The organism is Mesorhizobium sp. M0296 (assembly GCF_040321675.1).
Lineage (GTDB): Bacteria > Pseudomonadota > Alphaproteobacteria > Rhizobiales > Rhizobiaceae > Mesorhizobium.
This window is the reverse complement of sequence record NZ_JAMYRZ010000003.1, coordinates 1-20,699: the sequence shown is the minus strand read 5'-3', so window position 1 is coordinate 20,699 and position 20,699 is coordinate 1. Positions and strand designations below refer to the sequence as shown.

The window sequence follows — 20,699 nt, the reverse complement described above, 5'->3', positions numbered from 1 at the left end:
TCAATCACAGCGCCACTAGATCATCGATCCCTCAAGTAAGGCAGGACGAGACCATGCAGATAGGAATGATGGGACTGGGCCGGATGGGCGCCAACATGGTTCGGCGCCTGCTGCGTGATGGCCACGAATGCGTCGTCTACGATATTAACCCGGCCAGCGTCGCCGCGCTTGTGAGCGCCGGCGCGGTCGGAGCCGCCTCGATGGAGGAGTTCGTCGGCAAGCTGGCGAAGCCGCGCAGCGCCTGGCTGATGCTGCCGGCGGCGATCACCGGCAAGATCGTCGACCAGGTGGCTGCCCTGATGGAGCCGGGCGACATCATCATAGACGGCGGCAATTCCTATTATCACGAGGCCGTCGACCACGCCGCGCGCCTCGCCTTGAAAGGCTTGAGCTATGTCGATGTCGGCACCAGCGGCGGTGTCTGGGGCCTCGAGCGCGGCTACTGCCTGATGATCGGCGGCCCCGACAGCGCGGTCCAGCATCTCGATCCGGTCTTTGCAACGCTGGCGCCCGGCGCCGACGCCGCTTCGCCTGCCCCTGCCAAGGACGCCGGAACCGCTCCCTTCGGCTATCTCCACTGCGGACCAAGCGGCGCCGGCCATTTCGTCAAGATGGTCCATAACGGTATCGAATATGGCGTTATGGCCGCCTATGCGGAAGGCATGAACATCCTGAAGTCGGCGAATGCCGGCAAACGGCAGCGCACCGCCGACGCCGAAACCAGCCCGCTGGAAAACCCGCAATATTACCAGTTCGACATCGACATCGCTGAAGTGGCCGAGGTCTGGCGGCACGGCAGCGTCATCGGCTCGTGGCTGCTCGACCTGACGGCCGGCGTACTGAAGGCCGATTCGTCGTTGACGCAGTTCGGCGGGCGGGTCTCGGATTCCGGCGAAGGCCGCTGGACGCTGAAGGCGGCGATCGACACCGGCGTGCCGGCGCCGGTGCTGTCCTCGGCGCTGTTCGACAGGTTCTCCTCGCAAGGCGAATCCGAATTCGCCGACAAGCTTCTGTCCGCCATGCGCTATGCCTTTGGCGGCCATGTCGAAAAACCCAAGGCCGGCTCGTGACGGGCGACAGGGAGGCACGCCCATGAGCCAGGAACGATCGGACACGCTGGTGCTTTTCGGCGCCACCGGCGATCTCGCCCACAAGAAGATCTTCCCCGCCCTTTACGCCATGGTGGCCAAAGGGACGCTGAACGAGCCGGTGATCGGCGTCGCCTTCGATCCCTGGGACTTCGCCAAGCTGCAGGCGCGCGCCCGCGACGGCATCGTCAACGCCTTGGGCAGCATCGACGACAAGATCTTTGCCAGGCTTGCATCGCTGCTGCGCTATGTCAGCGGCGACTATCGGGCGCCTGCGACCTTCGAGAAGCTGAAGACCGCGCTCGGCAGCGCTGAGCGGCCGCTGCACTATCTGGCGGTGCCGCCGGCGATGTTCGAGGTGGTCGTCCAGGGGCTGGAGCAGTCGGGCGCCGCCCAGGGCGCGCGCCTGATGGTGGAAAAGCCGTTCGGCCACGATCTGCAATCGGCGCGCTGGCTGAACCGGGTGCTGCATCTGGTCTTCGACGAGAAGTCGATCTTTCGCATCGACCATTATCTCGGCAAGGAGGCGATCCAGAACCTGCTCTATTTCCGCTTCGCCAACTCCTTCCTCGAGCCGATCTGGAACCGCAATTACGTCGAGAGCGTGCAGATCACCATGGCCGAGGATTTCGGTGTCGAGGGCCGCGGCCGCTTCTATGACGAGGTCGGCTGCATTCGCGATGTCATCGAAAACCATCTGCTCAACATCCTCTTGCTGCTCGCCATGGAACCGCCGGTCGGCCGCTCGGCCGACGATCTCATCGACGAGAAGGTGCAGGTCCTGCGGGCGATCCGGACGCTGACCAGGGACGATGTGGTGCGCGGCCAGTTCGACGGCTATCTCAACGAGCCGGGCGTGGCGCCGAACTCGCCGGTCGAGACCTTCGCGGCGGTGCGCTTTTTCGTCGATACCTGGCGCTGGCAGGATGTGCCGTTCTTCATTCGCGCCGGCAAATCCCTGCCGGTGCACGCCACCGAGGTCATCGTGCGGCTGAAGCGGCCGCCGCTCGACGTCTTCGATCCGATCAAGCCCGGCGACTGCAATCACGTGCGCTTCCGCATCGATCCTCAGGTGGCAATCTCGATCGGAGCCCGGCGCAAGGCGCCCGGCGATGACATGGTCGGTGAGCAGGTCGAGCTCACCGCGCTGGACGATTCGAAGGGCGACATGCCGCCTTACGAGCGGTTGATCGGCGACGCCATGAACGGCAACGGCCAGCTGTTCACCCGCCAGGACGCCAGCGAGCTCGCCTGGCGCATCGTCGGCCCGGTGCTCGGCGACACCACGCCGCCCCCTGTCTACGCGCCAAAGACGTGGGGGCCGGCCGAAGCCATGGCTGGATTCGGGCCGCCGAACGGCTGGATCAATCCAGCGAAATGAGTTCTGGGAGGCGAAAGCGATGGCCAAGGCGGTGAAGCAACCGGCATCGGAGGAAGAAAAGATCGTGCTTGCGATCGATATCGGCGGCTCGCACGTCAAGATCCGCACCAGCGCCGGCGGCGACGAGCGCAAGACCGCTTCCGGACCGGAGCTTACGCCGCAGCAGATGGTCGCGGCGGTGAAGACGCTCGCCGAAGGACTGCACTACGATGTCGTCTCGATGGGCTATCCGGGCCCGGTGCACCACAACCGGCCGCTGACCGAACCCGCCAATCTCGGCAAGGGCTGGGTCGGCTACGATTTCGCCGCCGAGTTCGGCAAACCGGTCAAGGTCGTTAATGATGCGCTCATGCAGGCCATCGGCAGTTATGAGGGCGGCCGCATGCTGTTCCTTGGCCTCGGCACCGGCCTGGGGGCCGCGATGATCGTTGATAACGTTGCCCAGCCGATGGAGCTTGCCCATCTTCCCTACAAGAAGCGCGGCAGTTTCGAAGACTATGTCGGCGAACGCGGCCTGCAAAAGCGCGGCAAGAAGAAATGGCGCAAACACGTCTTCGACGTGGTCGACCGGCTTCGCACCGCCATGCAGCCGGATTACGTGGTCATCGGCGGCGGCAATGTCGACGAACTCACCGACTTGCCCGCCGATTGCAGACGCGGCGACAACACACGCGCCTTCGAGGGCGGATTTCGACTATGGCGCGACAAATCCCTGATTATTTGATATTGCTGATTGTCTGATATTATCGAGCACCGGCTCAGGGTTGTTAATCCCGCGCTGCCGTTAGTATTATTATTCAAAATAATGTGTGACGTGGTGCGGCGTCATTGCATTGCGCAGATTTGCCGACTAGGAATTTCTGCGACCCCCATGGACGGAGAGATAGATTGACCGACGACAACAACAACGCTCGCAAAGACATCGACCTGCTCGAGCTGACCGCCCATATCGTCTCCGCATACGTCGAGAAGAACCGCTTGCCGGCTTCCGGCCTCGGCGATCTCATCGCCAGCGTCAGCGCTGCCATAGGCGGGCTCGGGCAACCGGCAGTGCCGGTCGCCGCGCCGCTGACGCCTGCCGTCAATCCCAAGAAATCGGTGACGCCGGACTACATCATCTGTCTCGAGGACGGCAAGAAGTTCAAATCCTTGAAGCGCCATATCGGCGTTCATTTCGGGCTGACGCCCGACGCCTATCGCGCCAAATGGGGCCTGCCGTCGGACTACCCGATGGTCGCCCCCAACTACGCAGCCTCGCGTTCGCAGCTGGCCAAGGCAATCGGCCTCGGCCGCAAAGCCCCCCCGCCCACGCCGGTCAAGGGCCGGGGCAGGAAGGCCAAGGCGACGGCTTGATATCATTGGATCGAGCGGGATGCACATTGAACGCGTTCTGCTGGTCGGTCTGTTGGTGTTCAGCGGAAGCTGCGACGCTCGAAGCTAACGGCATGGCATCCTAGGGTCTGCGCCGCGTCGCTTCGCTCCTTGCTCCGCCCTAGGACGAAGGTAGGATGGCTGAAGGCTAATCGCTGATATCGGAGAGTGGCAGCGCATCCGGTGTATCGGACGACGATTGATGGCGAATTACAAGCTTTCGAGATTGGCCGAACACCCCTCCAATTCGTCATCCCAGGGCGGAGCAAGGAGCAAAGCGACGCGGCGCAGACCCTGGGATGACGAAGCGAGAGGTGTTTCGGCTAGTCTCGAAGGTTTGCAATTTGCCATGCGCTTGTTATCTGCCAGGACGAAATTGTTGATCCAGGCCGGATTTTTGCGCGCGCCCTGCGCCGAACTGCGCTAAAGGCTCTTTTGGCCGGACCAGCGCCCATCCGTGGAAGTGCCCCGCCGGCCGACTTCGCTGCCACGGGGCCTTATTCCATGACCACAGAATCCCAAGTACCGCCTGACCAGCGTTATGCAGCCTTTCGCCATCGGCCGTTTCTGAGCTACTGGGCGGCGCGCTTCCTCTCGACATTCTCCACCCAGATCGTGTCGGTCGCCGTCGGCTGGCAGATCTACGATCTCACCCGCGACCCATTCGACCTCGGCCTTGTCGGCATCGTCCAGTTCCTGCCTTCGCTGCTGCTGGTGCTGGTCACCGGCGACGTTGCCGATCGTTTCGGGCGCCGGCTGATCATGGCGCTGGCGGTGCTGGTCGAAGCGGGCTGCGCTTTGGCCCTGCTGCTGCTGACGCTACGCGGCCTCTCCGGGCCGATGCCGGTCTTCATCGTGCTCGCCATGTTCGGCATCGCGCGCGCCTTCTTCGGGCCGGCCTCCTCATCGCTGTTCGCCAATCTGGTGCCGCCCGAGGATTTCGCCAACGCCATCGCCTGGAACTCGTCCACCTGGCAGACGGCAACCATCGTCGGGCCGGTCGCCGGCGGCCTGCTCTACGGGCTTTCAGCCGAAGCCGCCTACACCACCGCCGCCGTGCTGATGCTGGTTGCCGCCGTGCTGATCTTCACCATCCCGAAGCCTGCCCAGCGCAGCCGGACCGACAGGCCGACGGTACAGACCCTGTTCGCCGGCTTCGGCTATATCTGGAGCGAAAAGATCGTGCTCGGCGCGATTTCGCTCGATCTGTTTGCGGTGCTGCTGTCCGGCGCCTCGGCGCTGCTGCCGGTCTACGCGCGCGATATCCTCGAACTCGGCCCATGGGGGCTCGGCCTGTTGCGCTCGGCGCCCGGCGTCGGCGCCATCTGCGTCGCCATCTGGCTGGCCGGACACCCGATCCGCAACCATGCCGGCCTTGTCATGCTCGGCTTCGTCGCGCTGTTCGGCGCGTTCACGGTTCTGTTCGGCCTCTCGACCATCACCTGGCTGTCGATTGCGGCCCTTGCGCTGCTCGGCGCCACTGACATGTTCAGCGTCTATATCCGCGAGACGCTGATCCAGCTGTGGACGCCGGACGCCGTTCGCGGCCGCGTCAACGCCGTCAACCAGGTGTTTGTCGGCGCTTCCAATGAGCTCGGCGAATTCCGCGCCGGTACCATGGCGGCGTTGATCGGCACGGTTCCGGCCGTGGTGGTCGGGGGTGTCGGGGCGATCGCTGTTGCCGGCCTATGGGCGGTGCTGTTCCCGCAGCTGCGCAAGGTGCGTCATCTCAGGGGGCGAAACTGATTACCGCAGCGCCGGCTTGCCGAAAATCATCGGCAGGAACTCGCCGAGCCAGCGCTTGAGGTGCATGTCCCAGATCAGCCGGCCGCCGAGATGATCGCGGCCGGGCTGGGCGCCGGGCAGTTCGAAGCGGTGCGCGCCGCGCACCACCCAGCGCTGCATCATCGCCCGGGTCAATTCGCCATGGAACTGAATGCCCCAGGCATTGTCGCCATAGCGGAAGGCCTGGTTGGGATAGGTTTCGGCCGTCGCCAAAAGCGTCGCGTCCTTCGGCAGCGAAAACCCTTCGCGATGGAACTGATAGACCATCTCCGGCCAATGCATCAGCCTGCTGCCCGCTTCGGTCGCCTTCAGCGGATACCAGCCGATTTCGACGAGGCCCTCGCCATGGCCCTCGACCCTGCCGCCAAGATGCTTGACCAGCATTTGCGCGCCGAGGCAGATGCCAAGCAGCGGCCGGTTCTCGTTGAGCGGAATTTTGAGCCAGTCGGTCTCGCGGCGGACGAACTCGTCGCCGTCATTGGCGCTCATCGGCCCGCCGAACACCACGGCGCCGGCATGGCCATCCAGCGTCTGCGGCAAGGCCTCGCCGAGCGGCGGTCGGCGGATGTCGAGGTCGAAGCCTTCCTCGATAAGCATATGGCCGACCCGTCCGGGGCTCGAATGCTCCTGATGCAGCACGATCAGGATCTTTGGTCTCGGACTTGGCTTGGGCGGCATTGGAAGGCGGGATCCTGTCTATTCGTCGCTTGAGGTTCCGGCAGCACCAGGCGCCGCGGCGGCCGCCTTGAGACGCGCCTCGACACGGTCGCGACGTTCGACGCCGATCAGCTCGGCGACCCGCCACACGGTATTGTCCTCGAGTTCGTGCAGCTCGCCATCGGCATAGACGATCTCCCACATCAGGCCGATGAAGGCCTTTCGCGCCTCGGCGTCGAGATGGCGCTTGAGCACGCTGGTGAAAGCGTAGAGGTCGATCGCCTCATTGTCGGCCCGCTCGCCGGCAGCCGCCAACGCGTCGAGTTCGTCGCCGCTGATCGAGTAGCTTTCCGCCAGCACCTTCTTGAACCGTTCCCATTCGCTATCCTGGCGCACCCCGTCGGCGTTCATCACGTGGAAAAGCAGGGCGGACGCGGCAATGCGCGGATCGTCGGCGCTGGGGCTGGCGCCACCACCGGACGGCAGATCCCTTAGAAACGACAAAACGCGTTCGAACATCAAATCATTCCCAATAAGCCCGGGTCCACTCGACCCTGATCAGAATAAACGAAACCGGCGCGTCGATTTATCCGCTGCGTCGTCTGGATCGACGCCGGGGTCGTCGGGCAGCCGCGTCAGCTCCTGCGCTGGCTCGACGGCCTCGGCATCTTCCGGCACTTGGGCAAACGCCGCCGCGGTGATTGGTGTCACATGATCCTCGCCGGCACGGTCGTCCGTCTTTTCCTCGGTCGCTGTGCCCGGTGTCTCCGCCGTGTGCTCGACCGTCCCGGCTCTTTCCTGTACCGGCCTGGCTGGAGCCGCGATGGCTGGCACCGGCGCCTCCGGCGTATCCTCATGACCGTCGATCAACTGCCCGAGCCGCTCCATCGGCGCCCGCCATTCGAATGCATCGAGCCTGCCGGTGATCGGCGATACCGGAGCCCAGCGTTCGGAGACGACACCATCGGCAACCCAGGCCGGGTCGCGCGGCGCTCTCACCGCCTTCGACAGCAACTGCCGCACCTTGCCCTGGTCGCCGGTCTCGGCCTCCTCGATATCGGCCAGCAGCAGATAGGCGCCGTCGCGGCGATCCATGCGGATCGCGGCTTCCGCCTCCCGGCGGGCGGTTGAAAAATCCTGCGCATCCAGCGCGGCGCGCGCCACGGCAAGCGAGGACTCGGCATGGTTCTTCTTCAGCTCCTGCAGCTTCTTTGCCCGGTTCAGCCGGTCGAGCACGGCATCGCCCGGCCTGGCATGGGTGTAGACCTCGGCGATCTCCGGATGCGGCTCGGCCTTCCACGCCGCCTCGAGGATTTTCGAGCCTTTGCGCACGTCGTTCTGCCTAAACAGCAATTTCGCCGCGACGACCGCCGCCGGTGCAAAATCCGGCCGCAGCCGGTTGGCTTCGAGCGCCGCCGCCCTTGCGGCATTGGCATCGCTGTCGATCAGCGCCTGCGCCTTGGCGGTCAGCAGCACGGCGCGGCGCCGGTTGGCGGCGTCACGCTCGATCTGCCGGGTCGACTTCTGGGCATCGACCAGTTTCAGCGCGCCATCCCAGTCGCCGCGTTCGGTCAGGTCTTCCAGCGTCGATTCAGCCGCCCAGGCCAGTTGCGGCGCCACCGCCGCGGCACGGCCGGCATAGTGGCGGGCTGCGTTGCGGTCGCCGAGCCGCTCGGCCTCGAGATAAAGCCCGCGCAGGCCGAGCAGCCGCATTTCGGGATCATCGAGCATGGTCTCGAACTTTTCGCGGGCGCCTTCATGGTCGCCTTCGAGCAGCGAGGCCTGCGCGTCGAGCAGCTGGATCAGTGGCTCCTGATCGGAGCGGATCAGCTTTGCCGCTTCCTTGGTCTTCTTGCGGGCGAGCGCGCCGTCACCGGCGCCGGCGGCGATCATCCCGGTCGACAGCGCCTGGTAGCCGCGGTCGCGGCGACGCACGCGGAAATAGCGCGAGATCGTATAGGGGCTGTTCCACAGCGCCTTGATCAGCCACCAGACGATCATCACCGCGGCAACCACGGCAACGACCGCCACCGCCGCGACCATCAGGCTGACCTGGTATTGATAGCCATTGAAGGTGACGAGCATTTCGCCCGGCCGGTCGGCCAGCCAGGCGAAGCCGAGCCCGAGCGCAAAGACGACGGCAAGGAAGGCGAGGATGCGGATCATCGGGTTCCTCACGCCTTCATCGCGCCGGCGATGAGCGAACCGATCTGCGTCTCGACCTCCATCCGCGCTTTCAGCTTGCCGGCAAAGTCGGCGCCGGCGGCCTTGGCCGCCTCAGGCAGGGTTTCGTATTCGCTGAGCGCCTTGGCGTAGTCGCCCTGGTTGACCGCGACCTCCATGCGGGCGACGGTTTCCGGAACGCCGGTGCCTTCGACGGCGCCGATCGGCCTGACCTTGACCAGCGATTCGGCGCTGGACAGCAGCTTCTGCAGGATGCCGGCATTCTGGTCGATGGGCGTCGCGGCAGCGACCATCGCGTTGGCGGCGCCGTCCGCTTCGGCGGCGATCTCGGAGCGCATCGGGACGCCCTTTTCGGCATAGGTGCGCAACGTCGCGATCTCGGGTGCATCGGGTGAGATCGCGGCAAAGGTTTCGAGCTCGGCGGCGAACGGTGCACCACGGTCGAGCGCTGCCTTGAGCGCCGAAGCGGCAATGGCCAGTGCGATCTTCGGCTGCGAAGCCTGTGAATCGACCTTGCTCGAGATCTGTGAAACCGACTGTTCCAGGGCCGCAAGCCGGCTGTCCTGCGCCTTTGTCGTCTCGCCGGCCGATTTCACCAGCGCATCGAGCGCGGCCAGCCTGTCGTTGAGCGGGCCGAGATCGACCGGCGCCGTACCGCCGGCTTTGCCGAGGGCCGCAACCGCCGTCTCGATCTGCCTTACCTTGTCGCCAAGTGCTGCCAGGCCGGCATTGTCGCCGGCACCGCCTTGCTCGACGGCCGACTTCAACGCCGCGACGTCCGCCCTGACCTGATCCAGCGCCGACGACAGCCCGTCCACCTTGGCCGATGCGTCATTGTTGGCGCCGGCCTGTCTGAGGTCCGCGACCTCGCGTTTCAGCGAAACGATCTCACCATTGACCGCGTCGAGCGACACGCCGCCCGACCCCGGCGCACCGAGCAGGCCGGCAAATTGCAGCCCGCCGGCCGCGGCGAGGGCGATGACGCCGCCGATAATACCGGCGGCGATGCCGTTGATGCCGCTTCGCTTCGGCTGCGCTGCCATATGGTCGTCCCTCGTCTCAGCTGTCTTCTCACCGGAACCTGGGATCCTCGGTTCGTTGGCCCCGGTTCCGCTGGATGCATCTTCGAAACTGTAATCGGAAACCGCGGAGCGCCCGGCCGGCGCATCCGAACCGGCGGGATAAGGGGTTTCCGCTTCCCTGGCAGAATCGACGCCGGCGTCCGCCGGCTCTTGCGTGCCGGCCGGCGCGGCTGCGTCGGCATGTTCCCATGGCTCGAGATCGGTCTGGTCCGCATGCACCGGCTCTTCAGGTGGCTCCGGCTGCGAGGCGTTCGCCGCTTCCTCGGCCCGCGCCTCGTCGGTATGCGAGGTCACGGCATCCTGTTTGTCGGCGACTCGCGAGACGGCGCCAGGCTCAAGCTCGATGGTCACCGGCTCACGGCGGCTCTTGGAATGCCGCATCTTCGGCGTCTTGACCATGCTCGGGCTCCGCAAAATTCGCTTCGGGATGGTTGAAAGGGTCTAGCACATCACCAAGCGGTGAAAAGGGGCGGCGTGATGACGCCACGGCTTGGAATTCAGTTTTGGCAAAACGCCGCAGGGCCGAATCCGCGTTTCAAGCCAAGGCCCATGCTCGGCACACAAAAAACCCGCCTCGGCGGGCGGGTCGTTGGAGCCAATTGGCACCGTAACCAAATTAGTAGCATAGCTGCCGGCACAAAGCAAGAACAAAATGTGCCCGAGAGCAATCACCTGAGTTTGGCGCCGCCCCTCAAGGACGGCACAGAGCCGCAGCGAATGCCATCAGCGCGGCGCCTGCAAAAGTCCTAGCAAGGCATCTTCGTAGGGCTCAGGCGCAATCCGGATCCTTTCGCCGGCGACATCGCCGATGGCGGCGGCAATACGTCCCGACAAGGCAAAAAAGCGCGTTTCCTGGAAAAGGCTACGCAGCGCCGGCCGGCTAGCCAGGGCCTGCATCGCTTTTGCCGCCTTGGTCGAATAGAGCAGCACCACCTCGACCGGCCGGGCGGACAGGCGCGCAAGAACGGCCTCGTCGGAGTAGTCCAGGACAACGGTGTCGTAGGTCTCGACGGCGCGGACCTGAACGCCCGACGCCAACAGCCCTTCCTCGAAGCCGGGAAATCGCACCCGCCCGCAGAGATAGACGATCGTCTTCCCCGCGTAACCGCCAGCAAGCGCATCGGCCAGCGCCTCGGCATTGCCCGCGCCTTCGCTGACCGACAGAAACCCGGCAGCGCGGGCGGCTTCCGCCGTCTTCCTGCCGACGGCGTGGCACGGCAAGCCGGTGAGCGCCGCGACGACCTCTTTCGGCGCATGGCGAACGGCATTGGCGCTGGTCACCGCGACCGCCGCGGCGTCAGCGAGCGCGCCGGCATCGACCGGCAGCGCCACGGTTCCGGTCAATGGCAGCAGGATCGGCTGAAAGCCGGCATCCGCAAGCCGGCGCCCCGTGCGCGACGCGCCCGGTTCGGGCCTCGTCACAAGGACGCGGAGCATGTCAGGTCCAGCCATCGAAGAATGTTTCGCCGGCCTTGGCCCGAACGGTCGCCGCGGCTTCCGCACCAATGCGCGCCGCCTCTTGCGCCGGCCCTTGCAGCCTGACTTCATGCGACTGCGTGCCATCGGGCGAGATGATCAGCCCGGCAAAGGAAACCGTTCCGCCCGATATCGTCGCATGTCCGGCGATCGGCGTGCGGCAGGACCCGTCGAGCGCCGCCAGGAAGGCGCGCTCGCAGGCCAGCGCCTCGCCGGTCGGCCGGTCGTCGATCGCTGCCAGCATCTGTTCCACGTCGCGGTCTCCGATGCGGCTTTCGATGCAGATCGCGCCTTGCCCCGGCGCCGGCGGAAAGACCTCGAGCGGCATCAGGTCGGTGACGACGTCTTCGAGGCCGAGCCGCTTCAGCCCGGCATAAGCGAGGATGGTGCCGTCGGCGATGCCGTCGTCGAGCTTGCGCAGCCGCGTCTGCACATTGCCGCGAAACATCACCACTTCGAGGTCCGGCCGCATCCGCCGGATCAGCGCCTGGCGCCGCAGCGACGACGAACCGACCCTGGCGCCTTGCGGCAGGCCGGCAATCGTTCGCGCCGCCTTGCCGATGAAGGCATCGCGCGCGTCTTCGCGCGGCAGGAACGCGGACAGTTCCAGCCCCTCGGGCAACAGCGTCGGCATGTCCTTCGACGAATGCACGGCGATGTCGATGCGGCGCGCCAGCAGCGCCTCCTCGATCTCCTTGGTGAACAGGCCCTTGCCGCCGGCTTCCGACAGCGGCCGGTCCTGGATGCGGTCGCCGCTGGTCGAGATGACGACCACCTCGAAAGCTTCCGCCGGCATGTCATGCGCCGCCATCAGCCGCGCCTGCGTTTCATGCGCCTGCGCCAGCGCCAGCGGGCTGCCGCGTGTTCCGATTTTCAAGGTTGTTTGCATGACGCGCCGTCCGTGATAACCCCCGGCAGGTTTTCGGGTTTTCTCCTATCGGGGAAAGGCCGACAGTACAATCTGTACGATTTTTGGACAGCGACGAATTGATCCGCGTTCTGGGCATCGAGACGAGTTGCGACGAGACCGCCGCCAGCGTGGTGGCGCTGGACGGTCGCAGCACGCCGCAAATCCTGTCGAACATCGTGCTCAGCCAGATCGAGGAGCATGCTGCTTTCGGCGGCGTCGTGCCGGAGATCGCCGCGCGCGCCCATGTCGAGGCGCTCGACGGCATCATCGAGGCAGCGCTCGCCGATTCCGGCGTCGACCTCGCCGACATCGATGCGATTGCCGCCACCGCCGGTCCCGGTCTTGTCGGCGGGCTGATCGTCGGCCTGATGACGGCCAAAGCAATCGCCGCGGCAGCCAAAAAACCGCTGATCGCCATCAACCATCTCGAAGGCCACGCGCTGACGGCCAGATTAACCGACGGGCTCGACTTTCCCTACCTCTTGCTGCTGGTCTCCGGCGGCCATACCCAGATCGTCGCCGTACGCGGCGTCGGCGACTACCAGCGCTGGGCGACGACCATCGATGACGCGCTTGGCGAGGCCTTCGACAAGACGGCCAAGATGCTCGGCCTGCCCTATCCGGGCGGACCGAATGTCGAGAAGGCGGCGGCAACCGGTGACGCGACGCGTTTTGCCTTTCCGCGCCCGATGAAGGGCTCGGTGCAGCCCGATTTTTCCTTCTCCGGCCTCAAGACCGCGGTGCGCCAGGCGGCAACCGCGATCGCCCCGCTGAGCGACCAGGATGTTGCCGATATCTGCGCCTCGTTCCAGGCGGCGGTGGCGGATGCGCTGGGCGACCGTGTTGCGCGGGCGCTGACCCGGTTCCGTCAGCAATTCCCGGACAAGGCCGAGCCTGCATTGGTTGTCGCCGGCGGCGTGGCCGCCAATCGGACTATCAAGGCGACATTGCAGGGCCTGTGCGAGCAGGCCGGGTTCAGCTTCGTCGCGCCGCCGCTTAACCTCTGCACCGACAATGCGGCGATGATCGCCTGGGCCGGCATCGAGCGCTTGCGCGCCGGCATATCAGGTGAAAACGCCGCCGATTTCGTGCCGCGCTCGCGCTGGCCGCTGGACAGCGTCTCGGCCCCGATGGTCGGCTCGGGCCGGCGTGGGGCCAAGGCATGACCGGCAGCGAGCACAAGGCGCCAAGCGGCTGGCGCGTCGCCGTGCTCGGCGGCGGCGCCTGGGGCACGGCGCTGGCGCTGGCCACGCTGCGCTCCGGTCATTTCGTCCGCCTCTATGCGCGCGACCCGGAGACCGTCGCGGCGGTCGACCGTGGCGAAAATCAGCGCTATCTGCCGGGCATCGCGCTCGATCCCGGCATCGTGGCGACGAGCGACATCGAGGCGGCGCTCGACGGTGCCGACTGCGTTCTGGCGGTAGCGCCGGCGCAATCGTTGCGGATTATGCTAACGGCCGCGTCCAGCCATATGCCGAAAGGCGTCCCGCTGGTCCTCTGCGCCAAGGGCATCGAGCGCGACACCGGCGCGCTGCTATCGTCCATCACCGAGGAAATACTGCCGGCAAATCCGGTCGCCGCTTTGTCCGGCCCAAGCTTTGCCACCGACGTCGCCAGGGGCTTGCCGACGGCCGTCGTGGTCGCCGCCCGCGACGAGGCTCTGGCCACCGACCTTGCCGCCCGCTTTTCGGCGGAAAATCTGCGCTGTTATTCGAGCGACGATCTAATCGGCGTCGAGATCGGCGGCGCGCTGAAGAACGTCTTTGCCATTGCCGCGGGTGCCGTCACCGGCGCCGGGCTCGGTGCCAGCGCCCAGGCGGCGATGGTGACGCGCGGCTTCGTCGAATTGCGCCGCATCGGCGCCGCCTTTGGCGCCAAGCCGGAGACGCTGATGGGGCTTTCCGGCCTCGGCGACCTGCTGCTCACCTGCTCGTCCGCGCAGTCGCGCAATTTCGCCTATGGGCTGGCGCTGGGGCAAGGCAAGCCGCTTGCCGGCCTGCCTTTGGCCGAAGGCGTGCCGACGGCGGCAATCGCTGCCCGCATCGCCGGCGAGCGCCGGATCGACGCGCCGATCATCGCCGCCGTCGCCGCCATACTGGACGGCACCATAACCATAGACCAGGCTGTGTCGGCGTTGATGACAAGGCCACTCAAGACCGAAACCGAGATGTAATCGCGAACGATTGCGGAGATGGAAAGATGCTGTTTGCGTTGATTTGCAAGGACAAGCCAGGAAGGCTGCAGGTGCGGCTCGATACGCGGCCCAAGCACCTTGCCTTCCTGGAAGGGCTGAACGGCGACAAGAAATTGGCCTTCGCCGGCCCGTTCCTCGACGCCGACGGCAAGCCGAACGGCACTCTCGCCGTTGTCGAGGCGCCCGATCTGGCTGCGGCAAAAGCCCTGTCGGCGGCCGATCCCTATACCAAGGCAGGGCTGTTCGAAAGCGTCGAAATCCGGCAGTGGAACTGGAGCTTCAACAAGCCTGTGAGTGAATGATCGTTCGTTCGCGCTGCCCCTCATCCGCCTGCCGGCACCTTCTCCCCGTGAAGAACGGGGAGAAGGGAGAAGCTCCAGCGCTGGCGACCCCTCTCCCCGTCCTTACGGGGAGAGGGTAAGGGTGAGGGACAGCGCCAACGCTGGATAGCGACAAACCGACAACGGCAACGGGATAACTGAGATGAACTACTGGCTGTTCAAATCCGAACCTTCGGTCTTCTCCTTCGAGGACCTCAAGGCCAAGGGCAAGGCCGGCACGCAATGGGACGGCGTGCGCAATTATGCGGCGCGCAACAACATGAAGGCGATGCAGATCGGCGATCTCGGCTTCTTCTACCATTCCAATGACGGGCTGGACATCGTCGGCATCGCCGAAGTCTGCGCTCTGGCCCATCAGGACAGCACCACCGACGATCCCCGCTGGGAGTGCGTCGACATCCGCGCCTTCAAGGCCATGCCGAAGCCGGTGACGCTGGAGCAAGCCAAGGCCAATCAAAAGCTGGCCGACATGGCGCTGGTGCGGCTCGGGCGGCTGTCTGTGCAGCCGGTGACGCCGGCCGAATGGCAAGAGGTTTGCCGCATGGGCGGCCTGACGCCGGCGCCATGACGGCGCTGACGCCGGACAGCGCCAGGAAATTCATCCTCGACAACACGGCGCTGATGGCGCCGCCGCATGTGCCGGAGATCCGCCTGCACCTGGCCGACGAGGCGCACGAACTGTGGCGGCGGACCGAGGACGAGCTGACCGAAATCGGCCTGCCGCCGCCCTTCTGGGCTTTTGCCTGGGCCGGCGGCCAAGGCCTTGCCCGCTACATCCTCGACAATCCGGCGGCGGTGCACGGCAAGCGCGTGCTGGACTTCGCCTCCGGCTCCGGCCTTGTCGCCATTGCCGTGGCGAAGGCCGGAGCTGCCGAGGTGATCGCCGCCGATATCGACCCGTTCTGCGCGACCGCCATCCGCCTCAATGCCGAGGCAAATGGGACCGAGATAAAATTCCTCATCGGCGACTGCATCGGCAGCGATGCCGGCTGGGACTTGGTGCTGGCCGGCGACGTCTTCTACGACAAAACTTTCGCCGACAGGCTGATGCCATGGTTCGTCGCGCTGAAGGCGCGCGGCGCCGACATTCTCGTCGGCGATCCCGGCCGCTCCTATCTGCCGAGGGCGGGACTGGAGCCGCTTGCCGTCTATCAAGTGGCGGTGACCCGGGCGCTGGAGGACGCCGAGGTCAAGCGCACCACCGTCTGGCGTCTTGCTTGACGGCATCGCCGAACAGGCGTTCCATCGCGCAATCGACCGGAGGGAACCATGGATTTTTCAGCAATCAATTGGCTGGCGGTAATCGTCGCCGCCGTCGTGGCGTGGTTGTTCGGCGGGGCCTGGTACATGGGCTTGAGCAAGCCGTGGCTGAAGGCCGCCAAGCTTGATCCGGCGACGATGAGCAAATCGATGCTGCCCTTCGTCGTCTCCTTCATCGCGGAGCTCGTCATGGCGCTGGTCATGTCGCTGATCATCGGCGCCGTAACCGGCGGCGAGCCGAGCCTGCTTGCCGGGGTGATCTTCGGCTTCGTTCTCTGGCTGGGGTTCGTCGCCACCACGCTTTCGGTCAACCATCGCTACGAAGGTTTCGGCTGGGATCTGACGCTCATCGATGTTGGTCACTGGCTCGGCGTGCTGCTTCTCATCGGCGCGGTGATCGGCTGGTTCGGCGCGGCGGCGGGCTGACCGTCAGATCGGGGTCCTGGCGATTTCCTCAAGAAGCCAATCGCGAAAGGCGACGATGCGCGGATCATTCGCCGCGGTCTCCGGATAGACCAGGAAATAGGCGAATTCAGGCGCGACCTTGATGCCGAGTTCGAACGGCCGGATCAGCCTGCCTTCCGAAAGATCGTTTGCCACCATGGCGAAATCGGCGAGCGCGACCGCGTTGCCGTCGAGCGCGGCCTGGACGGCATCCGTCGAATTGCCGAACACGATGGTCCGGCTGTCGTCGAAATCGTCGACGCCCGCCGCCGCCATCCACATGCTCCAGTTGGGCCAGGTGACGCCCTGGCGCGACCACTCGATATGGGCCAGCGTATGATGGAACAGGTCGCGCGGCTCCTTGAGCGGCGGCCCTGACCGCAGCAAGGCCGGGCTGCAGACGGGGATGATGACGTTTTCGAACAGCCGGTGCGAGCGAAGCCCCGGATATTTGCCGGTGCCGAAACGGATGCCGAGATCGACGTCGTCGCGATCGAAGTCGCGCACCTCGTAACTGATGTCGAAACGCAGCTCGATTGCCGGATGCTGCTTGCGAAAATCGTCGACGCGCCGCATCAGCCACTTCGTCGCGAATTGCGCATCGAGGGTGACCTTCAGCAGCGCCGATCCGCGCGCCGTCTTCTGCGCCCGTGAGACGGCCCGGCCAAGCAGGTCGAGCGCATCGGTCGAAGCTTCGAACAGCACCGCGCCCGCCTCGGTCAGCCGGATCGTGCGGCTGGTGCGTGTGAACAGCACGATGCCGAGCTGATCCTCGATTTCCTTGATCTGATGGCTGACCGCTGCCGGCGTCAGGCCGAGCTCGTCGGCGGCGCGGGTGAAATTGAGGTGCCGCGCCGCTGCCTCCAGCGTCCGCAGCGCACGGGTTCCAGGCAGCAGGCGCGCCATCAGTGCCAGACGAGGAGGGTTCGGTCGAGGGTTCGGTCGAGCATTCCAATCATCAAATAGAACTTGAAGATGCAGAAAAAACTACTCGTTTCCCGTTTGAATTTCAATCCGCCATGCTCTGAGCATCGAAGAAACATCAAACCGGATTTGATGTCCGGAGAAGCGGATTGCACCATGTCTGACATCGCCTTGCGCTCGGTAACCCTCCGCCCGGCCTGGCTGCGCGCCGTGCTTGACTGGCTTCGGCACGCAAAAATCGCGGTCAATCTTCCCTACCAAAATGTCGAGGATCTCTCCGATCGCCAGCTTCGCGACATCGGCGGCGAACGCAAGGACATCGCACGCGCCATGGACCGCGAACTCGGCCGGCTCGGCCTTCTCGACATAGGGTGGCAAGGGAGTAGGGGAGTAGGGGAGTAGGGGAGTAGGGGAGTAGGAAAGCTAAGCGGCGCGCCCGCCCCTGTCTCTACTCTTACTGCCCTATTCCCCTACTCCCCTACTCCCCTATTCCCCTATTCCCTTATTCCCCTACTCCCTTACCTTACCACCCTTACCACCGTCCGCTCCGACAGCAGCGGCAGCAGCCGTGCCATGGTGCGGGCCGTTACCGCGACGCAGCCTTGCGTCGGCGTGAAGCCGGGGCGCGCCAGGTGGAAGAAGATGGCGCTGCCGCGCCCGCGCCGGCGCGGCACAATGTTCCAGTCCAGCACCAGGCAGGCGTCATAGAGATCGTCGGTGCGCAGCATCCGCTCATGGCTGGCGCCATAGGGGATTTTGACCGGGCGGTTGTAGTTGCGGTCCCCAGGCACTTCGCACCAGCCGAGGTCGCGGCCGATCGGCGTCATCGCCAGCCGCGTCCGGCGGCCGCCGGCAAAACGGTCGCCGCGAAAATATCCCGACAATATCCGCATCGAGGCAAGCGGCGTGGCGCCATCGCCCTCGCGCTTGCCGGCCGAGATGCCGCCATGCCCCAGCGCACATGGAAACACCAGTTTGCCGGCCTGCAGAAAGCCCTGGCTGGGTTGGCCGGGGCGCGCGCGCACGGTGAGCACGGTGAGCCCTTTAGGCAAAATTGCGCCGACTGCATTGCGATCGTGTTTTTTCTTGTATGATCGTGCCACGGAACAAATCACTGTGAACGGCTGTTGTGCCGGTCAGCTTCCGCATAAACAGGCAGCGGTCAACTGAAATCTCTTTTCAAAACAACGGATTGATCCATGACTTCACGCACCATTCTGATCGTCGACGACGATGACGACCTGCGCGGCACCCTTGTCGAGCAATTGTCGCTTTATGAGGAATTCGATGTCCTGCAGGAAGCGACCGCCGCCAAAGGCGTCGCCACGGCGCGTGGCGGGCTCATCGACCTGCTCATCATGGATGTCGGCCTGCCCGACATGGATGGCCGCGAGGCGGTAAAGATATTGCGCAAGGGCGGCTACAAGGCGCCGATCATCATGCTGACCGGCCATGATACCGATTCCGACACCATCCTTGGCCTCGAGGCCGGCGCCAACGACTATGTGACGAAGCCGTTCCGTTTTGCCGTGCTGCTGGCCCGCATCCGCGCGCAGTTGCGCCAGCACGAACAGAGCGAGGACGCCACTTTCTCGGTCGGCCCCTACACGTTCAAGCCCAGCCAGAAGCTTCTGATCGACCCGCGCGGCGCCAAGGTGCGGCTGACCGAAAAGGAAGCCTCGATCATCAAATATCTCTACCGTGCCGACCAGAAGGTGGTGACCCGCGACGTGCTGCTGGAGGAAGTCTGGGGCTACAATTCCGGCGTCACCACGCATACGCTCGAAACTCACGTCTACCGGCTGCGCCAGAAGATCGAGCGCGATCCTTCCAACGCGGAAATTCTCGTGACAGAAAGCGGCGGCTACAAGCTGGTTCCTTAAACATTTCATTATTCAAATAAGCGATCCGGGCGGGGCGCTTTTCGGGTACGGTCCTGAGGCTGGAGGTGGTTTTGGATCGGCCTCGTAGGGGAGGAGTCGGACTAACGGTTCGGGGACATAGCTAGATGGCGCTGGATGACGACATCCGCATCCTGTCCACCGTGAGGCTCTTCGAGGGCTTTACGCAGGAACAGCTGCGTCTGCTCGCCTTCGGCGCCGAAACCACCATGTTGAAAGCCGACCACAAGCTTTACCGCGAGGACGACGAGGCCGATTCAGCCTACATCGTCGTCAGCGGCCGCATCGTGCTCTACCGCGAGCACGACGGCGAGCGCATCCCGATCGGCACCGCCGGCCCCGGCACCATACTCAGCGAACTGGCGCTGATCGCCGACACCAACCGGCTGACCAGCGCCTCCGCCGAAATCGATTCGGAAGTGCTGCGGCTCAGCCGCAAGATGTTCCGCCGCATCCTCGAGGAATACCCGGAACTGGCGGTTCACTTGCACCAGCGCATTTTGGAGGATTTCCAGGCGATGATCCGCCGCATCGAGGAACTTGGGCCGCGTTTTGCCGGCTAATGTAGCGCCTTTGGCCTAGCCAGATTGGAACTGCGAGGGCTCAGGGCCGGTGCATTGCGGAAACAAGCTCGGCCTTGCGCCGTGCCGTCTCCAGTCCCAGCGCAATGAAGCGGCGCGCATGTTTGGCCAGCTCCATATTGTCGGTCCACAGATTGCGCCAGATCGCGGTTTTCCGCGACAGGTTCTCGTCGACGATTTCCGAGGAGAAGGACTCGAAGCTGAGGTCGTCGCTGTAGCCGATGGCGGTCAGCGCATCGAATATCGCGGCAAAATCGATATTGCCGGTGCCGAGGAAACCGCGATGGCTCTCGCCGATATGGACATAGCCGATCTTCCCGACCGCATTGCGAATGGCCAAGCCGACATCGGCCTCCTCGATGTTCATGTGGAAGCTGTCGAGATGCAGGAAGATATTGTCGGAGCCACTGTCCGCGATGAAGGCCATGCCTTGCGCGGCGGTGTTGAGCAGATTGCTTTCGAAGCGGTTGACGATTTCGAGGTTGAGGGTGACGCCGGCTGATTTTGCCGTGTCCGCCACCTTGGCCAGCGTGCCGGCGCTGCGGTCCCACTGGTCACGCGTCGGCGCCTCGCTCTGCAAGCCGTGGCTGGTGCTGAGGATGCCGGCAACCTTCTGGCCGCCGAGATCGCGGGTCAGCGCGATCGTACGTTCCAGGATTTCGACGCCGTGCGCGGCAATCGTTTTGTCGGCGCTCGAAATATCGCCGTCGGCCGGCAGTCCAATGCTGATCGCAACGCCGAGGCCGAGATCGGCGATCCGCTTGGCCAAGCCGTCAATGTCGACATTGGCGGGGTCGAGATAGGAGAATTCGATCAGGTCGAAGCCGGCTTCCCTGGTGTTCGCCAGCGTCCGCTCGAGGTCGCCCTGCGCCGAGCTCGCCGACCAGACGAATGAGTGGATTCCGATGCGCGACATGATCGTCTCCGGTTATTTCCAGCTGACCCAAGTCCAAAGCGGTTTTGGCAATCCAATGCTCGGACAAAAAGGTGGGGGCGGGCGGCCCCGCCCCCCCCCCGGGGGTATATACAAAACACACCCCCCCCGCCCGCCCGCGAGGTCGGGGGGGGGGGGGGGGTTGTTAAAAAAAAAATGGGGGGGGGGGGGGGGGGGGGGGGGGGG

At 64.9% G+C, this 20,699-nt stretch carries 23 protein-coding genes; 14 read left to right on the top strand and 9 right to left on the bottom strand.

Annotated features, from left to right (window positions below; all coding sequences use genetic code 11):
- Window positions 1-53 precede the first annotated feature (53 nt).
- The 5 genes from gnd to NKI97_RS04295 all read left to right on the top strand — a co-directional run bounded on the left by gnd (window position 54) and on the right by NKI97_RS04295 (window position 5,586).
- Window positions 54-1,070, top strand: coding sequence for a phosphogluconate dehydrogenase (NAD(+)-dependent, decarboxylating) (gnd, locus tag NKI97_RS04315; RefSeq protein WP_023678194.1), 1,017 nt, complete (start codon window positions 54-56; stop codon window positions 1,068-1,070).
- Between the two features lie 22 nt (window positions 1,071-1,092).
- Window positions 1,093-2,469, top strand: coding sequence for a glucose-6-phosphate dehydrogenase (gene zwf, locus NKI97_RS04310; protein WP_352832845.1), 1,377 nt, complete (start codon window positions 1,093-1,095; stop codon window positions 2,467-2,469).
- Between the two features lie 19 nt (window positions 2,470-2,488).
- Complete coding sequence (locus NKI97_RS04305) at window positions 2,489-3,193, top strand: ROK family protein (RefSeq protein ID WP_352451310.1); 705 nt, start codon at window positions 2,489-2,491, stop codon at window positions 3,191-3,193.
- 164 nt (window positions 3,194-3,357) lie between these two features.
- Window positions 3,358-3,822, top strand: coding sequence for a Ros/MucR family transcriptional regulator (locus NKI97_RS04300; RefSeq protein WP_352451311.1), 465 nt, complete (start codon window positions 3,358-3,360; stop codon window positions 3,820-3,822).
- Window positions 3,823-4,344: 522 nt separating this feature from the next.
- Window positions 4,345-5,586 carry an MFS transporter gene (locus NKI97_RS04295; protein WP_352451312.1) on the top strand — a complete coding sequence of 414 codons (1,242 nt, stop codon included), beginning with the start codon at window positions 4,345-4,347 and terminating at the stop codon, window positions 5,584-5,586.
- On the opposite strand, the gene NKI97_RS04290 is transcribed toward NKI97_RS04295, so the two are convergent.
- The 6 genes from NKI97_RS04290 to hemC all read right to left on the bottom strand — a co-directional run bounded on the left by NKI97_RS04290 (window position 5,587) and on the right by hemC (window position 11,913).
- Entirely contained in the window at window positions 5,587-6,303 is a 717-nt protein-coding gene (locus tag NKI97_RS04290; RefSeq protein WP_292657163.1) for a glutamine amidotransferase, read from the bottom strand.
- Window positions 6,304-6,321: 18 nt separating this feature from the next.
- Complete coding sequence (locus NKI97_RS04285; RefSeq protein WP_352470762.1) at window positions 6,322-6,801, bottom strand: tellurite resistance TerB family protein; 480 nt, start codon at window positions 6,799-6,801, stop codon at window positions 6,322-6,324.
- Window positions 6,802-6,840: 39 nt separating this feature from the next.
- Window positions 6,841-8,448, bottom strand: a complete 1,608-nt coding sequence (locus tag NKI97_RS04280) for a heme biosynthesis protein HemY (protein ID WP_352832842.1) — start codon at window positions 8,446-8,448, stop codon at window positions 6,841-6,843.
- A gap of 8 nt (window positions 8,449-8,456) precedes the next feature.
- Window positions 8,457-9,947, bottom strand: a complete 1,491-nt coding sequence (locus NKI97_RS04275) for a COG4223 family protein (RefSeq protein WP_352832839.1) — start codon at window positions 9,945-9,947, stop codon at window positions 8,457-8,459.
- Window positions 9,948-10,271: 324 nt separating this feature from the next.
- Window positions 10,272-10,985, bottom strand: coding sequence for a uroporphyrinogen-III synthase (locus tag NKI97_RS04270; protein ID WP_352832836.1), 714 nt, complete (start codon window positions 10,983-10,985; stop codon window positions 10,272-10,274).
- A gap of 1 nt (window position 10,986) precedes the next feature.
- Window positions 10,987-11,913 carry a hydroxymethylbilane synthase gene (gene hemC / locus NKI97_RS04265; RefSeq protein WP_352832833.1) on the bottom strand — a complete coding sequence of 309 codons (927 nt, stop codon included), beginning with the start codon at window positions 11,911-11,913 and terminating at the stop codon, window positions 10,987-10,989.
- A gap of 101 nt (window positions 11,914-12,014) precedes the next feature.
- Here hemC and tsaD point away from each other — a divergent pair, with 101 nt between their 5' ends.
- The 6 genes from tsaD (at window position 12,015) to NKI97_RS04235 (ending at window position 16,155) form a co-directional block, all read left to right on the top strand.
- Window positions 12,015-13,100: a tRNA (adenosine(37)-N6)-threonylcarbamoyltransferase complex transferase subunit TsaD gene (gene tsaD / locus NKI97_RS04260; RefSeq protein ID WP_352451325.1), complete on the top strand. Its 1,086-nt coding sequence runs from the start codon at window positions 12,015-12,017 to the stop codon at window positions 13,098-13,100.
- The gene (locus NKI97_RS04255) at window positions 13,097-14,107 is read left to right on the top strand and encodes an NAD(P)H-dependent glycerol-3-phosphate dehydrogenase (RefSeq protein ID WP_352832831.1); all 1,011 of its coding nucleotides are present in this window, start codon (window positions 13,097-13,099) and stop codon (window positions 14,105-14,107) included. The genes tsaD and NKI97_RS04255 overlap by 4 nt, the downstream gene beginning before the upstream one ends.
- Before the next feature lie 26 nt (window positions 14,108-14,133).
- On the top strand, window positions 14,134-14,430 hold the full coding sequence (locus NKI97_RS04250; RefSeq protein WP_352750314.1) for a YciI-like protein: 297 nt from the start codon (window positions 14,134-14,136) through the stop codon (window positions 14,428-14,430).
- Window positions 14,431-14,611: 181 nt separating this feature from the next.
- Window positions 14,612-15,037: an EVE domain-containing protein gene (locus NKI97_RS04245; RefSeq protein WP_352456302.1), complete on the top strand. Its 426-nt coding sequence runs from the start codon at window positions 14,612-14,614 to the stop codon at window positions 15,035-15,037.
- The gene (locus NKI97_RS04240; RefSeq protein WP_352832828.1) at window positions 15,034-15,690 is read left to right on the top strand and encodes a class I SAM-dependent methyltransferase; all 657 of its coding nucleotides are present in this window, start codon (window positions 15,034-15,036) and stop codon (window positions 15,688-15,690) included. Before NKI97_RS04245 ends, NKI97_RS04240 begins: the two co-directional genes overlap by 4 nt.
- A 48-nt stretch (window positions 15,691-15,738) precedes the next feature.
- Complete coding sequence (locus tag NKI97_RS04235; protein WP_352509119.1) at window positions 15,739-16,155, top strand: DUF1761 domain-containing protein; 417 nt, start codon at window positions 15,739-15,741, stop codon at window positions 16,153-16,155.
- 3 nt (window positions 16,156-16,158) lie between these two features.
- Here NKI97_RS04235 and gcvA read toward each other — a convergent pair whose 3' ends face one another.
- On the bottom strand, window positions 16,159-17,079 hold the full coding sequence (gcvA, locus tag NKI97_RS04230; RefSeq protein WP_352832825.1) for a transcriptional regulator GcvA: 921 nt from the start codon (window positions 17,077-17,079) through the stop codon (window positions 16,159-16,161).
- Window positions 17,080-17,253: 174 nt separating this feature from the next.
- Here gcvA and NKI97_RS04225 point away from each other — a divergent pair, with 174 nt between their 5' ends.
- The gene (locus NKI97_RS04225; protein WP_352832823.1) at window positions 17,254-17,499 is read left to right on the top strand and encodes a hypothetical protein; all 246 of its coding nucleotides are present in this window, start codon (window positions 17,254-17,256) and stop codon (window positions 17,497-17,499) included.
- A 116-nt stretch (window positions 17,500-17,615) separates the two neighbouring features.
- On the opposite strand, the gene NKI97_RS04220 is transcribed toward NKI97_RS04225, so the two are convergent.
- Entirely contained in the window at window positions 17,616-18,152 is a 537-nt protein-coding gene (locus tag NKI97_RS04220) for a L,D-transpeptidase family protein (protein WP_245274862.1), read from the bottom strand.
- Between the two features lie 144 nt (window positions 18,153-18,296).
- Here NKI97_RS04220 and NKI97_RS04215 point away from each other — a divergent pair, with 144 nt between their 5' ends.
- Both NKI97_RS04215 and NKI97_RS04210 read left to right on the top strand, forming a co-directional pair.
- A complete protein-coding gene (locus tag NKI97_RS04215; RefSeq protein ID WP_023680479.1) occupies window positions 18,297-18,980 on the top strand; it encodes a response regulator transcription factor in 684 nt (227 codons plus the stop codon).
- Between the two features lie 125 nt (window positions 18,981-19,105).
- Complete coding sequence (locus tag NKI97_RS04210; RefSeq protein WP_023680480.1) at window positions 19,106-19,561, top strand: Crp/Fnr family transcriptional regulator; 456 nt, start codon at window positions 19,106-19,108, stop codon at window positions 19,559-19,561.
- 40 nt (window positions 19,562-19,601) lie between these two features.
- On the opposite strand, the gene NKI97_RS04205 is transcribed toward NKI97_RS04210, so the two are convergent.
- Window positions 19,602-20,495, bottom strand: coding sequence for a sugar phosphate isomerase/epimerase family protein (locus NKI97_RS04205; RefSeq protein ID WP_352681919.1), 894 nt, complete (start codon window positions 20,493-20,495; stop codon window positions 19,602-19,604).
- Window positions 20,496-20,699: the final 204 nt, after the last annotated feature.

What these genes read in the sequence shown, in the direction of transcription:
- gnd (WP_023678194.1), top strand. Translation starts at nt 54, where the DNA reads ATGCAGATAGGAATGATGGGACTGGGCCGGATGGGCGCCAACATGGTT.
- zwf (WP_352832845.1), top strand. Translation starts at nt 1,093, where the DNA reads ATGAGCCAGGAACGATCGGACACGCTGGTGCTTTTCGGCGCCACCGGC.
- NKI97_RS04305 (WP_352451310.1), top strand. Translation starts at nt 2,489, where the DNA reads ATGGCCAAGGCGGTGAAGCAACCGGCATCGGAGGAAGAAAAGATCGTG.
- NKI97_RS04295 (WP_352451312.1), top strand. Translation starts at nt 4,345, where the DNA reads ATGACCACAGAATCCCAAGTACCGCCTGACCAGCGTTATGCAGCCTTT.
- NKI97_RS04290 (WP_292657163.1), bottom strand. Translation starts at nt 6,303, where the DNA reads ATGCCGCCCAAGCCAAGTCCGAGACCAAAGATCCTGATCGTGCTGCAT.
- NKI97_RS04285 (WP_352470762.1), bottom strand. Translation starts at nt 6,801, where the DNA reads ATGTTCGAACGCGTTTTGTCGTTTCTAAGGGATCTGCCGTCCGGTGGT.
- NKI97_RS04280 (WP_352832842.1), bottom strand. Translation starts at nt 8,448, where the DNA reads ATGATCCGCATCCTCGCCTTCCTTGCCGTCGTCTTTGCGCTCGGGCTC.
- NKI97_RS04275 (WP_352832839.1), bottom strand. Translation starts at nt 9,947, where the DNA reads ATGGTCAAGACGCCGAAGATGCGGCATTCCAAGAGCCGCCGTGAGCCG.
- NKI97_RS04270 (WP_352832836.1), bottom strand. Translation starts at nt 10,985, where the DNA reads ATGCTCCGCGTCCTTGTGACGAGGCCCGAACCGGGCGCGTCGCGCACG.
- hemC (WP_352832833.1), bottom strand. Translation starts at nt 11,913, where the DNA reads ATGCAAACAACCTTGAAAATCGGAACACGCGGCAGCCCGCTGGCGCTG.
- NKI97_RS04255 (WP_352832831.1), top strand. Translation starts at nt 13,097, where the DNA reads ATGACCGGCAGCGAGCACAAGGCGCCAAGCGGCTGGCGCGTCGCCGTG.
- NKI97_RS04250 (WP_352750314.1), top strand. Translation starts at nt 14,134, where the DNA reads ATGCTGTTTGCGTTGATTTGCAAGGACAAGCCAGGAAGGCTGCAGGTG.
- NKI97_RS04245 (WP_352456302.1), top strand. Translation starts at nt 14,612, where the DNA reads ATGAACTACTGGCTGTTCAAATCCGAACCTTCGGTCTTCTCCTTCGAG.
- NKI97_RS04240 (WP_352832828.1), top strand. Translation starts at nt 15,034, where the DNA reads ATGACGGCGCTGACGCCGGACAGCGCCAGGAAATTCATCCTCGACAAC.
- NKI97_RS04235 (WP_352509119.1), top strand. Translation starts at nt 15,739, where the DNA reads ATGGATTTTTCAGCAATCAATTGGCTGGCGGTAATCGTCGCCGCCGTC.
- gcvA (WP_352832825.1), bottom strand. Translation starts at nt 17,079, where the DNA reads ATGGCGCGCCTGCTGCCTGGAACCCGTGCGCTGCGGACGCTGGAGGCA.
- NKI97_RS04225 (WP_352832823.1), top strand. Translation starts at nt 17,254, where the DNA reads ATGTCTGACATCGCCTTGCGCTCGGTAACCCTCCGCCCGGCCTGGCTG.
- NKI97_RS04215 (WP_023680479.1), top strand. Translation starts at nt 18,297, where the DNA reads ATGACTTCACGCACCATTCTGATCGTCGACGACGATGACGACCTGCGC.
- NKI97_RS04210 (WP_023680480.1), top strand. Translation starts at nt 19,106, where the DNA reads ATGGCGCTGGATGACGACATCCGCATCCTGTCCACCGTGAGGCTCTTC.
- NKI97_RS04205 (WP_352681919.1), bottom strand. Translation starts at nt 20,495, where the DNA reads ATGTCGCGCATCGGAATCCACTCATTCGTCTGGTCGGCGAGCTCGGCG.